This is a genomic window from Paraburkholderia sp. OAS925, from assembly GCF_040543975.1.
In the GTDB taxonomy this organism is placed as follows: Bacteria; Pseudomonadota; Gammaproteobacteria; order Burkholderiales; family Burkholderiaceae; genus Paraburkholderia; species Paraburkholderia graminis.
On the sequence record NZ_JBEUNO010000001.1, the window covers coordinates 658,052 to 671,584 of the forward strand.

Sequence of the window (13,533 nt, forward strand, 5' to 3'; positions counted from 1 at the left end):
TTACATCTTGACGGGAGCGGAGACGCCGATGATCGCAAGACCGTTGGCGAGCACCTGACGCGTGGCTGCGAGCAGCGCGACGCGTGCATTGCGTTCGGCCGCATCGTCGACCAGCACGCGTTCGGCTCTGTCATTGTAGAACGAGTGGAATTCCCCGGCGAGGTCGCGCAGATAGAACGCGACCGCGTGCGGCGCGAGTTCGTCGGCGGCGTGTTGCAGCATGTCCGGGAACTCCGCGAGCTTGTTCAGCAAGGCCATTGAGCGCTCGCTCGACAGCGGCGCGAGGTCCACGCTGTCAAGCGTGCTTTCGTCCGCGCCGTAGCGAGTTTTGCATTCGGCGATGACCGAGCAGATCCGCGCATGCGCATATTGCACGTAGTGCACGGGGTTTTCGTCATTTTGTTTCAACGCGAGGTCGATGTCGAAGACGAACTCCGTATCCGCCTTGCGCGAGATCAGGAAGAAACGCACGGCGTCGCGGCCGCGGCGAATCGTCTCTTCGTCGATCTGATCGACGGCTGCCTCGGTGCCGGGCAGCGCGCCGCCCGACCATTCGATCAGATCGCGCACCGTCACGTAGCTGCCCGCGCGCTTGGAGATTTTCACCTCTTCGCCATTGCGCATGACCGTGACCATCTTGTGCAGCACGTAGTCGGGATAGCCCTTCGGAATGCCGATGCCGAGACCTTGCAGCCCGGCGCGCACGCGCGCGATCGTGCCGTGGTGGTCGGAACCCTGAATGTTGATGACCTTGGTGAAGCCGCGCTCCCACTTCGCGACGTGATACGCGACATCGGGCACGAAGTACGTGTACGTGCCGTCGGTCTTGCGCATCACGCGGTCCTTGTCGTCGCCGTCGTCCGTCGTGCGCAGCCACAGCGCGCCTTCCTGCTCGTAGGTCTTGCCCGCGGCGATGAGCGCCTGCACCGTCTTCTCGACGCGGCCTTCAGTGTAAAGCGACGACTCCAGGTAGTACTGGTCGAACTTCACGCCGAACGCCTGCAAGTCCATGTCCTGCTCGCGGCGCAGATACGCCACCGCGAAGCGGCGGATCGCGTCGAGATTCTCGACGTCGCGCGCGCCGGTGACGGGCTCGCCGTCGCTCGCCGATACCGTGACGCCGTTCAGATAGTCTTTCGCGATGTCGGCAATGTACTCGCCGTTGTACGCGGAAGCGGGCCAGCCGGCGTCGCCCGGAGCGAGGCCGCGTGCGCGCGCCTGGGTGGACAGCGCGAGCGTGCCGATCTGCACGCCGGCGTCGTTGTAATAGAACTCGCGATGCACGTCCCAGCCTTGCGACGCGAGCACGTTCGACAGCGCGTCGCCAAGCGCGGCCTGACGGCCGTGGCCGACGTGCAGCGGTCCGGTCGGATTCGCGGATACGAACTCGATCAACACGTGCTTGCCCGCGTCGCGTTGCGAGCGGCCATACACGTCTTTCTCCGCGAGCACGGCCTTGACCACCGCCTGCTTCGCCGCAGCGGCAAGACGCAGGTTGATGAAGCCGGGGCCCGCGACTTCGGCGGATTCGATCAGGCCTTGTGCCTGCGGCTGCGCGAGCAGCGTGTCGACGATTTGCTGCGCCAACTGGCGCGGATTCGCGCGCAGCGGCTTGGCGAGTTGCATCGCCACATTGCACGCGACGTCGCCGTGCGCGGCGACCTTCGGACGTTCCAGCGCGATGGTGGGCGACACGAAGGCGGCTTCCGTCGCGCCTTGCGTGGCGAGAGCGACCTGCTTCACCGTGTCGGCGAGCAGTGTTTCCAGAGTGTGTTTATGTGCGGGCAGCATGCTTGTTGCGAGTCCAGTGAGGCAATCCGGTGATACGGAGGAAGCGCCGGCCGCCTCGAGCGCGGCCGATTCGGCAGAAGCGTGGAAAGCGGCGGTTGCGCGGCGGCGCGGTCTGTCATGACATATCGGCATGACGAGGCGAGCTGTTGGGCACTTTGCCTGCAATGCAATCAGCGCGCCGTTCGGCCGCGAGGCGAAGGCTTGGCCGCTGCGGCATGCAGGCCGCAACCGGCTGGCCGGCCGCGCCGCTGCGCCTTGCCGCGCGCGGTGCAATGCGGCGCGCTTTTCCGTCCAGACGGATTTTAGCAGGTGCTAATATGTTCAATGAGAAGCCCAGCAAGGGCCGTGGCCGCCGCGTCTGTTCGCGCGGCTAACGGAACATGCGAGAGGCCGCTTTCGGCTCCGCTTGCGCGTGAAGCCAACATAACGAAAAAGGGAATTGTCATGCTGATTACTTTCAAATGCCGAGCTTGTCCAGATGTGATGATGCTCGAGAATCTGGCGCAGTATCTGGTCGGCATTGTCGGCAAGCGCCTCGGTGAGCGCGGTGTGATTACGCACGCCGAAACCGGCGAAGCGATCGCCAAACTCGAAGCGGCTATCAACTTCGACAAGCAGGAACGCGCCGAACACGACGGCCATTTCCACGAAGGCGAAGAAGGCCACGAGCATCACGAGATTCCGCCGGGTCTTGCGCAACGTGCGTATCCGTTCCTCGACATGCTGCGCGCCGCCCAGAAGGAAAACGCGGACATCGTCTGGGGGCTGTAGTCGAGGCAGGTTCGCCGGGACGGCCGCGGCGACTGTCGTGGCCAGGGCGACAAACACGGCCATCGTGGCCGCGGCACTTGCTGTGACTCACGGCCTGTCGCCGTGTCCAATGTGTGTACGGCGCCAAAAAATGAGCCCGCTCGAAGCGGGCTCATTTTCTTTGCAAGCCAGAAACGCGAAAGCGGTTTACTGGCTTGCGGCTTCCGGAGCAACCGCGGGAGCTGACGCGCCCTTTTTCATTTTCTGCTTCTTCGGCTTCTTGACGTGTTTCGTCGTGGGCGGCGAATACGAACTGACCGAACTCGATGCGGCCGGAGCGGCGGTTTGTGCGAGCGCCGCCGAAGCGCCCACGGCAAACGAAACAGCGGTCAATAACAGCGCCAGCTTCTTCATATGATTTTCTCTCCGTTGACGGTTGCAATTAGATGAGCCGACGCATTCTGGTTGCGTCTGGCGGGTCAAGCCGCCTCAGTCTACAAAGCCGAAAATTACGTTGCCGCAAATATTCAGTCTTTCTCGCCGGATATAGTGGGTTTCGCGCCACGCCGGCTCGGCTCATCGATGCATTCAACGCTGCCTTGCCGGAACGGCTTATAGCAACGGCGCCAACGCGCGTTCGGCATCCGCCTTCGAGAGCGACATGCGCTGCGCGTAATCTTCCAATTGGTCCTGGCCGATCTTGCCCACCGAGAAATAAGTGCTGTCCGGATGCGCGAGATAGAAACCGGAGACGCTCGCCGCAGGCAGCATCGCGAGCGATTCCGTTACGGTCATGCCGATTTCATTCGCCTGCAGCACGTCGAACATGTCGCGCTTGACCAGATGATCCGGGCACGCCGGATAGCCGGGCGCCGGGCGAATGCCGCGATACTTTTCGGCGATGAGTTCGTCGTTCGCAAGCGTCTCGTTGCTCGCGTAGCCCCACAAGTCGCGTCGCACGCGCGCATGCAGCGCTTCGGCGAAGGCTTCGGCGAAACGATCGGCAAGCGCCTTCAGCATGATCGCGCTGTAGTCGTCGTGATCTTTCTCGAACTGCTTTTCCTTCACGTCGACGCCCAGACCCGCCGTGACCGCGAACATGCCGATGTAGTCGGCCACGCCCGAATCTTTCGGCGCGATAAAGTCGGCAAGCGAGCGGTTCGGCCGCATCACGCCGTCGACCACCGGCCGCACGCTTTGCTGCCGCAGATTGCGCCATGTCAGCGCAACTTCGCTGCGCGAATCGTCGGTATAGATTTCGATGTCGTCGTCGTTCACGGTGTTGGCCGGCAGCAGCGCAATCACGCCGTTCGCTTGGAGCCAGCGGCCCTGGATCAGGCGCGCGAGCATCGACTTGCCGTCCGAAAACACGCGCCGCGCCGATTCGCCGACGATCTCGTCGTTCAGAATCGCGGGGTAGGGACCGGCGAGATCCCACGTCTGGAAGAACGGACCCCAGTCGATATAGTTCGCGAGTTCGCTCAGATCGAAGTTCTTGAACACGCGGCGGCCGATGAACTTCGGCTTGACCGGCTGATAGCTCTTCCAGTCGATCGGCGTCTTGTTCGCGCGGGCTTCGGCGAGCGTGACCATCGGCAGCGCTTTCTTGTTCGCGTGCTGATTGCGAATGCGATCGTAGTCGGCCTTCAGTTCGTCGAGGTACTTGGCCGCGCCTTCGTCGGACAAGAGGCTCGATGCGACCGACACCGAGCGCGACGCGTCCGGCACATACACGACCGGCCCTTCGTAATGCGGCGCGATCTTCACGGCCGTATGCACGCGCGAGGTCGTTGCGCCGCCGATCAGCAACGGAATCTTCTTCACGCGGAAGTAGTCGTCGCGCTGCATTTCAGACGCAACGTAGGCCATTTCCTCGAGACTCGGCGTGATCAAGCCCGACAGTCCGATGATGTCCGCGCCTTCCACTTTCGCCCTCGCGAGAATGTCGTTGCACGGGACCATCACGCCCATGTTGACCACTTCGAAGTTATTGCACTGAAGCACCACCGACACAATGTTCTTGCCGATGTCGTGCACGTCGCCCTTCACGGTGGCGATCACGATCTTGCCCTTCGCGCGCACGTCGCCGCCCGCGGCCGCGAGCTGCTTCTTTTCTTCTTCGATGAACGGGATCAGATGCGCGACCGCCTGCTTCATCACGCGCGCCGACTTGACGACTTGCGGCAGGAACATCTTGCCCTGACCGAACAGATCGCCGACGATGTTCATGCCGTCCATCAGCGGGCCTTCGATCACATTGATCGGGCGGCCGCCTTGCGCCGCGATCTTCGCGCGCACTTCCTCAGTATCTTCGACGATGAAGTTCGTGATGCCGTGCACGAGCGCATGCGACAGACGCTTCTCGACCGGCTGATTGCGCCACTCCAGGTTTTCTTCTTTCTTCGCTGCGCCGGTTTTGTATTTGTCGGCGACTTCCAGCAGACGATCGGTGCCGTCCGCGCGGCGATTCAGCACGACGTCTTCGACGCGTTCGCGCAGTTCCGCATCCAGATCCGCATACACGCCGAGCTGGCCCGCATTCACGATGCCCATGTCCATGCCGGCCTGAATCGCGTGATACAGGAACACGGTGTGAATCGCTTCGCGCACCGGATCGTTGCCGCGGAACGAGAACGACACGTTCGACACGCCGCCGCTCACCTTCGCGTACGGCAGGTTCTGCTTGATCCAGCGCGTCGCGTTGATGAAGTCGACCGCGTAGTTGTTGTGTTCTTCGATACCCGTGGCAATCGCGAAGATGTTCGGATCGAAGATGATGTCTTCCGGCGGGAAGCCCACTTCGTTCACGAGAAAGTCATACGAGCGTTTGCAGATCTGCGTCTTGCGCTCGAACGTGTCGGCCTGGCCTTGTTCGTCGAAGGCCATCACCACGGCTGCCGCGCCGTAGCGGCGAATCAGTTTCGCGTGATGGCGGAAAGCCTCTTCGCCTTCCTTCAGCGAGATCGAGTTGACGATCGCTTTGCCCTGCACGCATTTCAGGCCCGCTTCGATCACTTCCCACTTCGACGAATCGATCATGATCGGCACGCGCGCAATGTCCGGCTCCGACGCGATCAGATTCATGAAGCGCACCATCGCCGCTTTCGAATCGAGCATCGCCTCGTCCATGTTGACGTCGATCACCTGCGCGCCGTTCTCGACCTGCTGACGCGCGACGGCAATCGCCTCGTCGAACTGGTCGTTCAGAATCATTCGCGCGAAGGCTTTCGAGCCCGTCACGTTGGTACGTTCGCCAACGTTGATGAAAAGCGTCCCGGACGTGACGTTGAACGGCTCGAGGCCGGCAAGGCGCATGGTGTGATCGGTCATGGCGTAGGTGCGAGTCGAATGCGTGCGTTAGGTGCGGCCTGGGTGCGTCTGATGCGGCTTGAGCGGCGGCTGTTTTTCGATGCCGCTCAGGCGGCGTCGCGGTATTGCGTCGGCCACTTGCGCGGCTTCACTTCGGCAAGCGCGCGGGCGATCGCAGCGATGTGCTCGGGCGTCGTGCCGCAGCAGCCGCCGGCAATATTCACGAGACCCGCTTCGGCAAATTCCTTCAGCAGGCCCGAGGTGTCAGCCGGCAATTCGTCGAAGCCCGTATCGCTCATCGGATTCGGCAAGCCCGCGTTCGGATAGCACGACACGTAGGTGTCGCACAGCTTCGCCAGTTCGGCGATGTACGGACGCATCAGCGCCGCGCCCAATGCGCAGTTCAGGCCGAACGTAAGCGGCTTCGCGTGGCGCAGCGAGTTCCAGAACGCCTCGACGGTCTGTCCCGACAGGATGCGCCCCGAGGCGTCCGTGACCGTGCCCGAAATCATGATGGGCAGACGCTCGCCGGTGTCTTCGAACAGTTCGTCGAGCGCGAACAGCGCGGCTTTGGCATTGAGCGTGTCGAAGATCGTTTCGACGAGGAACAGGTCGGCGCCGCCGTCGAGCAACGCTTTCGCCTGCTGGTAATAGGCGGCGTGCAGTTCGTCGAACGTGACATTGCGCGCGCCCGGATCGTTCACGTCAGGCGAAATGCTCGCGGTCTTCGGCGTCGGTCCGATCGCGCCGGCGACGAAGCGCGGTTTGTCGGGCGTCGAATACTTGTCGCACGCGGCGCGCGCGAGCTTCGCCGACTCCAGATTCATCTCGACTGCAAGCGCTTCCATGCCGTAGTCAGCCTGCGCGACGGTGGTCGCGCCGAACGTATTCGTTTCGATGATGTCGGCGCCCGCAGCCAGATACTGCTCGTGAATCTCGCTGATGATCTGCGGCTGCGTGATGGACAGCAGTTCGTTGTTGCCCTTGATGTCGCGTCCGTAGTCCGCAAAGCGCTCGCCGCGATAGCGTGCTTCGTCGAGCTTGTAGCGCTGGATCATCGTACCCATCGCGCCGTCCAGAATCAGGATGCGCGACTTGAGCAGCGCGGGCAGTGTCGCGCCGCGCGTGTAATCGCGCTCGGGACGGATAGGCTTGACGGTTTGGGCAGGCTGGTTCATGGCTGACGATGGCTTGGGCCGGCTTTTCTGGGACCTGTCATTGTAGCCGCAGCCGGGCTATCGCGCCGGGCGCGGCACTGGGCGGCACGTGGCAGCACTGGACGACACAGCGCGCCCGGCCGCGCGAAACGCGCTTTGCAAAAGAAAACGGTCCAGCGCGCCTTAAGCCCGCTGAACCGATTCCATTAAAACCGACCGCCTTGTGAAGCGCGCCCGTGAAGCCGGGCGGCGGCGTCGGCAAATGTCGCCAACAACGTCGAGATGCTCGCACGCCAAAAACCTTGGCGCTTCCTGCACTCCTTGCGGTTAGTGAAGAATGACCGGCTGATGCATCAGGCTGTCGAACTGGCCGAGGAATTCGTCGACCTCATCGAGCGACGGTTCCTCTTCGATCAGCTTTTGCACGCTCTCGCGAAACCGCGCCGCCATTGCACCGTCGATGTAAATCTCGCGCTGCATGTTCTTGTCGACGATCTCATAGCCACCCGATTTCATGGCCAGCGGACCTTCCTGCGGCGGAAATTCGACGACACAATAGTTGGGGCTGTTGTAGATCATTTGCATGGCGACACTCCTTATTTCCGTTGGCTCCTGGCCGTTCCTGCGCCTTACGTGGAGCTTGTGGTCTGGAATTCAAGGGGTGGGTCCGGATTGACGCATGTAAAAGTTCCGAACCTACCGGTTAGACCGGCCTTCAAGAAACGTTTCAAGCAGTGCGGCAAACCGTTGGGACTGCTCGACAGGCGCGAGATGAGCGGCGTCGAGCAATTCGAACTGCGCGCCTTCAATGGCATCTGCTATTGCCTGACTAGCAGCAGGCGCCGTGCCCGTGTCGTGGCGTCCAGCCACCACCAGGGTTGCGCAGCGAATGCTTCCCAGCTTACCCCGTACATCGAAATCGCGCAGCGCTTCGCACGCCAGGGCGTAGCCTTCCGGCAACGTGCGCACGAGCGCCTCGCGGATCGGCTCGACGGCTTCGGGATGCGCGCTGCGAAACTCAGGCGTCAGCCAGCGCTCGAGCGTGGCGGGCGCAAGCGATGCCATGCCGTCCCGGCGTGCGCTCGCAGCGCGTTGATCCCATAGCGGGCGGGCTTCCGGGAGATTGGCCGCGCTGCTGTCAGCAATAGTGAGCGTGTCCACGCGCGAAGGGTGATCGAGCGCGAACTGCTGGGCGATCATGCCGCCCATCGACATGCCCACGAGGTGCGTGCTCGGTGCACCGAGCGCATCGAGCAGTGCGGCGAGGTCGCGGGCGAGATCGGCAATCGTGAACGGCTCCTTCGACACCGCCGTCTCGCCGTGGCCGCGCACGTCGTAGCGCAGAACCGTGTAGTCGTCGCGGAAATAGCCGGCGAGTTGGTCCCAGACCGACAGATCGCCGCCGAGCTGATGAATGAACGTCAGCCACGGGCCACCACCTTCATTGCTCAGCACGTAGCGTGTCTCGATACCGTTGATGTTCACTTGCATGCAAGCTCCTTCGAGGGGAATGCAGTGGGAGAGTCCGTCGGCGCTGGTTGTTGCATGTCGCTGCCTGGCGTTTATGCGCAGCGGTCCGCCGAACGGTCGCATCAGATGATGAAGAGTCGGCGGCCAGGCGGAAGTTTCGCGGAATGTCAGAGGCACCATTCGGGTGCGGCGCTTGCCTTTGCGCGTTTAGCCGAATGGCATGTCGTTATGGCTTGATGTTGCCGGAAGTGTCGTCGGGAGCGGTCGAATCGACCGGTGCGGGTGGCGCTGGGTCGGGTGCCGCTGCGGGCGCAGCGGAAGACGAGGTATTGGCGGACCCATCCGGCGAATCGGTGCCCGCGCCGTTCTCCGCGTTCAGCTTGCCGCGCCACACCAGCTCGAATTGCGTGCCGTTCGGCTCCGTTTGCACGATCCGCGCGGGCAGCCAGCCGAGCGAAGGCGCGAGCCATACGTCGATGCGGCGCTGATCGCCCTCGCGACGCGGCAGGCGTTTGAAATGGCGCGTTTCGAGGTAGCCCTGCGCGGTGCGGATGGTTTCGTCGCCGATGGTCTCGACCGGCCAGTTCTCGCCGCTGTCGCTATCCACCACGAAGAACTGCCGCGTGACGCCCGGCTTGTACGCAGTCGGGTCGCCGCGCACGAGACTCGCCAACTGCATCACCATGCTGAAGCGGTCCTGTGCGCCGTCGGGCAGCGGCAAGGTGGCCGGCGTGCGCGTGAAGGCGATTTTCCGGTCGGCGCGGTTGAAGATTGAAATGTCTTCCGCGCGATGGCCGCGTTTTTCCACATATTGCTCCGGCGCGAGACCGAATGCGTCGATACGGCCATGACTCGAATAGACGAACGTGCCGACAAAAGGTAAGGGCACCGAAACCACCATTTCGTAGCGCTCGCCGCTGCTCGTCCAATGGATGGTGCCAGGCTGATTGCGCACGCCGTTGTAAAACGTGTCGTATTGAAGATCGCCGGACGGCGGGACAGAGAACTTTGCGCCGGGAACTGGCTGCGGCGCGGTTGCGTTTGCCGATGCACTTGCCGACGCGCCGCTCGCGGAACTCGCTGAACTCGCGGGCATCGCGTTTGCGGCGGCCGCGCTCGCCGCGGCGTCCGATGCGGCGCGCGCCGCTTGCATTGCCGCCCGTTCGGCCGATTGCATTGCTGTCAGCACATGTTCTCGCGGCTTGCTCGCGGCGGGCTTGCGCGTCGCCGGCTGCGCGGCCGGCGCGGGCGGCACGGCCGCCGGATTGCGCTCGATACGTTCGGGCTTCAGAAGCGCGACCTGCACGGGCACGTGTTCGTCATCCGAAGGATTCAGGGTTGCGCGATGACGCTCGACCCATTGCGCGGCGATCCAGTGAAGCACGCCCACGACGAGCAGCACGACGATCCATCGCCACATGCGCGAACGGGCGCGCGGCTCGTCTGGCGGCGTGACAGTGGCTTCGGCGGAACGTGCGGCGAAAGGGAAGGCCATCGGCGGAAAAATGGGCGAGCGGACGGAAAGCGGCGTGCGCTTTAGCGAGGCGTCGGACTATACCCCAGCTCGTACGACAGCTTGCGCGCGCATTCGCGCAGGGCCGTGTCGATCTCGCCGCCCCAGCTAATGTCGAACGCGCCTTCGTGACCGAGCGCGACGAGGCCGAGCGCGAGTTCGCCGGTCGAGTCGAACACCGGCATGCAGAACGCGTGGATGGTCGGCAGCAGCATGCCTTCGACGCGCGCCGCTTCGTGCTCGCGCACTTCCGCGAGCGCGCGTTCGACTTCCTCGCGCGTGCGCGGCACGCCGATATGCGACGAGCGGCGCGTGTCGGCCAACTCACGCTCGAGCATCGCGGCGGTTTTGCCTGTGGGCAGATAGGCCGCGAACAGCAAGCCGGTCGCGGAACTGAGAAGCGGCATCACGTCGCCGAGCTTGAGCGACGCTTTTGCCGGATGACTCGACTCCATCCAGTGGACCATGGTCGGCCCCTGGTTGCCCCACACGGCGATGCCGACCGTCAGGTCCAGGCGGTCGCGCAATTCGGCGAGCGCGATACGCGCGAGCTTCACGCCGTCGACGCGCGCCAGCCGCGCGAGTCCGAGTTGCAACGCGAAGCCGCCGAGTTCATAGCGCCCCGACAACGGATCCTGCGCGACGACGCCGAGCCGCAAAAAGCTCACCAGATAGCGGTGCGCTTTCGCCGGACTCATGCCCGCGCGCTGCGCGAGGTCGCGCAGCATCATCGCGCGCGGCTCGTGAGTGAGCACGTCGAGCAGCCTGAAGCCGACTTCGATCGACTGGATTCCCGAGCGCAGTTTTTCTTCGCCGGCGTCGGCGGTATCGTCGTCGGTGTCGGGCGCTTCCGATGCGTCGAGCGGTTCGGCAGCGGCGTCAGCATCGTGAGCAATGGCGCCGGAGCGGGCAGTGTGCGGCATGAGCAAAAGGCGCTAAGCGCGTTCAAAAGCAATGTAGGAAGAACCGGCTGCCGCGCGCATGCAATGCGCCTCTTGCCGGCCAGGGCGCGCCGGACTTGGGCGGCGCCGATTCACCATCGTAGAATAGATTCCCCTTATCGTCACTAACACGGTTCATTCCTCCATGAAACTTGCCACGCTGAAGGACGGCACGCGCGACGGCCAACTGATTGTCGTGTCCCGCGATCTGCATACCGCTGCCGTTGCCGACGCGATCGCGCCCACGTTGCAGCGCGTGCTCGACGACTGGGCCTTCTACGCGCCGCAATTGCTCGACCTGTACGACGCGCTCAATCAGGGCCGCGCGCGCAACACGTTTTCGTTCGACGCGAGCGACTGCATGGCGCCGCTGCCGCGCGCGTTCCAATGGGCCGACGGCTCCGCGTATGTGAATCATGTCGAACTCGTGCGGCGCGCGCGCGGCGCGGAAATGCCGCCGGAATTCTGGACCGATCCGCTGATGTACCAGGGCGGCAGCGACGATTTCATCGGCCCGAAAGACGACGTCGTGTGCGCGTCCGAAGCGTTCGGCATCGACTTCGAGGCGGAAGTTGCCGTCATCACGAGCGACGTGCCGATGGGCGCCACGCCCGACCAGGCGCTCAGAAGCGTGCGCCTCATCACGCTCGTCAACGACGTCTCGCTGCGCAATCTGATTCCCGCCGAACTCGCGAAGGGCTTTGGCTTTTTCCAGAGCAAGCCGGCCACGTCGTTTGCGCCCGTTGCGGTCACGCCCGACGAACTCGGCGAGCATTGGCGCGAAGGCGGCGTGCATCGGCCGATGATCGTCCATTGGAACGGCAAGAAAGTCGGCCAGCCGGATGCCGGTACTGACATGGTGTTTCACTTCGGCCAACTGATCGCACACGCGGCGAAAACGCGCAATTTGCGCGCGGGCGCGATTGTCGGCTCGGGCACGGTGTCGAACAAGGACGCGAAGCGCGGCTATTGTTGTATCGCCGAAAAGCGCTGTCTCGAGACCATCGAGCACGGCGCGCCGCAGACCGAGTTCATGAAGTACGGCGACACGGTGAAAATCGAAATGTTCGACGAAGCGGGCAAGTCGATTTTCGGGTCCATCGAGCAGAGCATCGCACCGCTTGACTGACGCGGCACGCGCGCCGGTCCGAAAGGGTTTCGCCCGATGCCGCTGCCATCGCGCGCCGCTACACTGACTGGCGCAGCGGCATCGGCGGATGATTAGAACGAAGCAGAACAAAAACTCATGTGAGGAGACACCATGCGGCGAGCTGGATCGTTGGAAGCGGGGATGGCGGGCGCTTGCGGGCAGCCTGCGCGTGCGGGCATAGGGCGCGAGTTCGCGGAGCGGTTCGCGCAGCAGGTTGCGCGACAGGAGAAGCGGTTTGCCTGGTTTCTGCGCTTGATGCCTCTTGTGCGTCGCCCGGCGATTTTGTTCGCGATGTTTGCCGCACTGTCGCCTGCCGTCGCGCTTGCTCAGGTCAAGATCGGGCTCGTGCTGTCGCTGACAGGACCGGCCGCGTCGCTCGGCATTCCCGCGCGCGACACGGCGAGCTTGCTGCCTAAACAGATCGGCGGGCAGAGCGTCGAATACATCGTGCTCGACGATGCCTCTGACACCACGCAGGCCGTGCAGGACACGAAGAAGCTGATCTCCGAAAATCACGTCGACGCGATTATCGGTTCTTCGATCACGCCGATTTCGCTCGCGATGATCGACGTGGTCGCCGACGGAACGACGCCGATGATCTCGCTGGCGTCGTCGGCGAAAATCATCGAGCCCGTGGATGCGAAGCGCCACTGGGTATTCAAGACCCCGCAAACGGACGCGATGATGGCCTCGGCGATTGCCGAGCACGCGAGCACGCGCGGCGTTAAAACGGTCGCGTTCATCGGCCAGGCGGACGCGCTCGGCGAGACTTTTTACAACGAAGTCGCGAAGTTCGCGCAACTGCATCACATGCAGATGGTGGCGAGCGAGCGCTTTAACCGCACCGATCCGAGCGTGACCGGCCAGGTGCTGAAAATCCTCGCGACGCATCCCGATGCCGTCGTGGTCGGCGCGGCCGGCACACCCGCCGCACTGCCGCCGAAGACGCTGCGCGAGCGCGGCTACAAAGGGCTGATCTATCACAATCACGGCGTGGGCAACAACGACTTCCTGCGCGTGTGCGGCGCCGATTGCAACGGCACGTTCCTGCCCGCGAGCCCGGTGCTGGTGGCGGCGCAATTGCCGGCGGATCATCCGGCGAAGCGTCTTGCACTCGATTACATCGCGCGTTTCGAGGCGCTGCGTGGCGCAGGCACGGTGTCGGCGTTCGGCTCCTACACCTGGGACGCGGGCATGCTGCTCAATCATGCCGTGCCGATCGCATTGAAGGCGGCCTCGCCGGGCACGCCCGAATTCCGCCGCGCGTTGCGCGACGCGCTCGAAACCACGCGCGGTCTCGCAGACACCAACGGCGTCGTCAACATGAGCCCCACGGACCACCTCGGTCTCGATCAACGCGCACGCGTGATGGTCGAAATCAGGAACGGCAAGTGGGTTTATCAGCCGCGTTAGCGTTAAATCGACTCACGACGCGCGCCACGCGCGCCTTTA

At 63.5% G+C, this 13,533-nt stretch carries 10 protein-coding genes and 1 pseudogene; 3 read left to right on the forward strand and 8 right to left on the reverse strand.

Annotated elements, in window-relative coordinates:
- The gene (gene argS / locus ABIE53_RS02890; protein ID WP_053857434.1) at positions 1 to 1,791 is read right to left on the reverse strand and encodes an arginine--tRNA ligase; all 1,791 of its coding nucleotides are present in this window, start codon (positions 1,789 to 1,791) and stop codon (positions 1 to 3) included.
- A 444-nt stretch (positions 1,792 to 2,235) separates the two neighbouring features.
- Here argS and ABIE53_RS02895 point away from each other — a divergent pair, with 444 nt between their 5' ends.
- The gene (locus tag ABIE53_RS02895; protein ID WP_006048142.1) at positions 2,236 to 2,562 is read left to right on the forward strand and encodes a DUF1840 domain-containing protein; all 327 of its coding nucleotides are present in this window, start codon (positions 2,236 to 2,238) and stop codon (positions 2,560 to 2,562) included.
- Between the two features lie 186 nt (positions 2,563 to 2,748).
- Here the strand turns inward: ABIE53_RS02895 and ABIE53_RS02900 are convergent, their stop codons facing one another.
- From ABIE53_RS02900 to ABIE53_RS02930, 7 genes and pseudogenes are all read right to left on the reverse strand, one after another.
- A complete protein-coding gene (locus tag ABIE53_RS02900; protein ID WP_006048141.1) occupies positions 2,749 to 2,955 on the reverse strand; it encodes a hypothetical protein in 207 nt (68 codons plus the stop codon).
- 198 nt (positions 2,956 to 3,153) lie between these two features.
- Positions 3,154 to 5,880, reverse strand: a pseudogene (metH, locus tag ABIE53_RS02905) (methionine synthase); the annotation flags it as partial.
- A gap of 77 nt (positions 5,881 to 5,957) precedes the next feature.
- Positions 5,958 to 7,028 (reverse strand): homocysteine S-methyltransferase family protein, encoded by a 1,071-nt coding sequence (locus ABIE53_RS02910; protein ID WP_006048138.1) that lies wholly within the window; start codon positions 7,026 to 7,028, stop codon positions 5,958 to 5,960.
- Positions 7,029 to 7,334: 306 nt separating this feature from the next.
- Positions 7,335 to 7,592, reverse strand: a complete 258-nt coding sequence (locus ABIE53_RS02915; RefSeq protein WP_006048137.1) for a BTH_I0359 family protein — start codon at positions 7,590 to 7,592, stop codon at positions 7,335 to 7,337.
- 111 nt (positions 7,593 to 7,703) lie between these two features.
- A complete protein-coding gene (locus ABIE53_RS02920) occupies positions 7,704 to 8,498 on the reverse strand; it encodes an alpha/beta fold hydrolase (protein ID WP_114155735.1) in 795 nt (264 codons plus the stop codon).
- A gap of 205 nt (positions 8,499 to 8,703) precedes the next feature.
- On the reverse strand, positions 8,704 to 9,972 hold the full coding sequence (locus tag ABIE53_RS02925; RefSeq protein WP_114155736.1) for a DUF3108 domain-containing protein: 1,269 nt from the start codon (positions 9,970 to 9,972) through the stop codon (positions 8,704 to 8,706).
- Positions 9,973 to 10,013: 41 nt separating this feature from the next.
- Complete coding sequence (locus ABIE53_RS02930) at positions 10,014 to 10,913, reverse strand: IclR family transcriptional regulator (RefSeq protein WP_006048134.1); 900 nt, start codon at positions 10,911 to 10,913, stop codon at positions 10,014 to 10,016.
- 163 nt (positions 10,914 to 11,076) lie between these two features.
- On the opposite strand from ABIE53_RS02930, the gene ABIE53_RS02935 reads away from it, so the two are divergent.
- The gene (locus ABIE53_RS02935) at positions 11,077 to 12,060 is read left to right on the forward strand and encodes a fumarylacetoacetate hydrolase family protein (protein ID WP_114155737.1); all 984 of its coding nucleotides are present in this window, start codon (positions 11,077 to 11,079) and stop codon (positions 12,058 to 12,060) included.
- Positions 12,061 to 12,192: 132 nt separating this feature from the next.
- Positions 12,193 to 13,494, forward strand: a complete 1,302-nt coding sequence (locus tag ABIE53_RS02940) for an ABC transporter substrate-binding protein (protein ID WP_192699997.1) — start codon at positions 12,193 to 12,195, stop codon at positions 13,492 to 13,494.
- Positions 13,495 to 13,533: the final 39 nt, after the last annotated feature.

Coding starts and splice junctions, on each gene's coding strand:
- ABIE53_RS02920 (WP_114155735.1), bottom strand. CDS start 8,498: ATGCAAGTGAACATCAACGGTATCGAGACACGCTACGTGCTGAGCAAT.
- ABIE53_RS02935 (WP_114155737.1), top strand. CDS start 11,077: ATGAAACTTGCCACGCTGAAGGACGGCACGCGCGACGGCCAACTGATT.
- ABIE53_RS02910 (WP_006048138.1), bottom strand. CDS start 7,028: ATGAACCAGCCTGCCCAAACCGTCAAGCCTATCCGTCCCGAGCGCGAT.
- ABIE53_RS02900 (WP_006048141.1), bottom strand. CDS start 2,955: ATGAAGAAGCTGGCGCTGTTATTGACCGCTGTTTCGTTTGCCGTGGGC.
- ABIE53_RS02915 (WP_006048137.1), bottom strand. CDS start 7,592: ATGCAAATGATCTACAACAGCCCCAACTATTGTGTCGTCGAATTTCCG.
- argS (WP_053857434.1), bottom strand. CDS start 1,791: ATGCTGCCCGCACATAAACACACTCTGGAAACACTGCTCGCCGACACG.
- ABIE53_RS02925 (WP_114155736.1), bottom strand. CDS start 9,972: ATGGCCTTCCCTTTCGCCGCACGTTCCGCCGAAGCCACTGTCACGCCG.
- ABIE53_RS02895 (WP_006048142.1), top strand. CDS start 2,236: ATGCTGATTACTTTCAAATGCCGAGCTTGTCCAGATGTGATGATGCTC.
- ABIE53_RS02940 (WP_192699997.1), top strand. CDS start 12,193: ATGCGGCGAGCTGGATCGTTGGAAGCGGGGATGGCGGGCGCTTGCGGG.
- ABIE53_RS02930 (WP_006048134.1), bottom strand. CDS start 10,913: ATGCCGCACACTGCCCGCTCCGGCGCCATTGCTCACGATGCTGACGCC.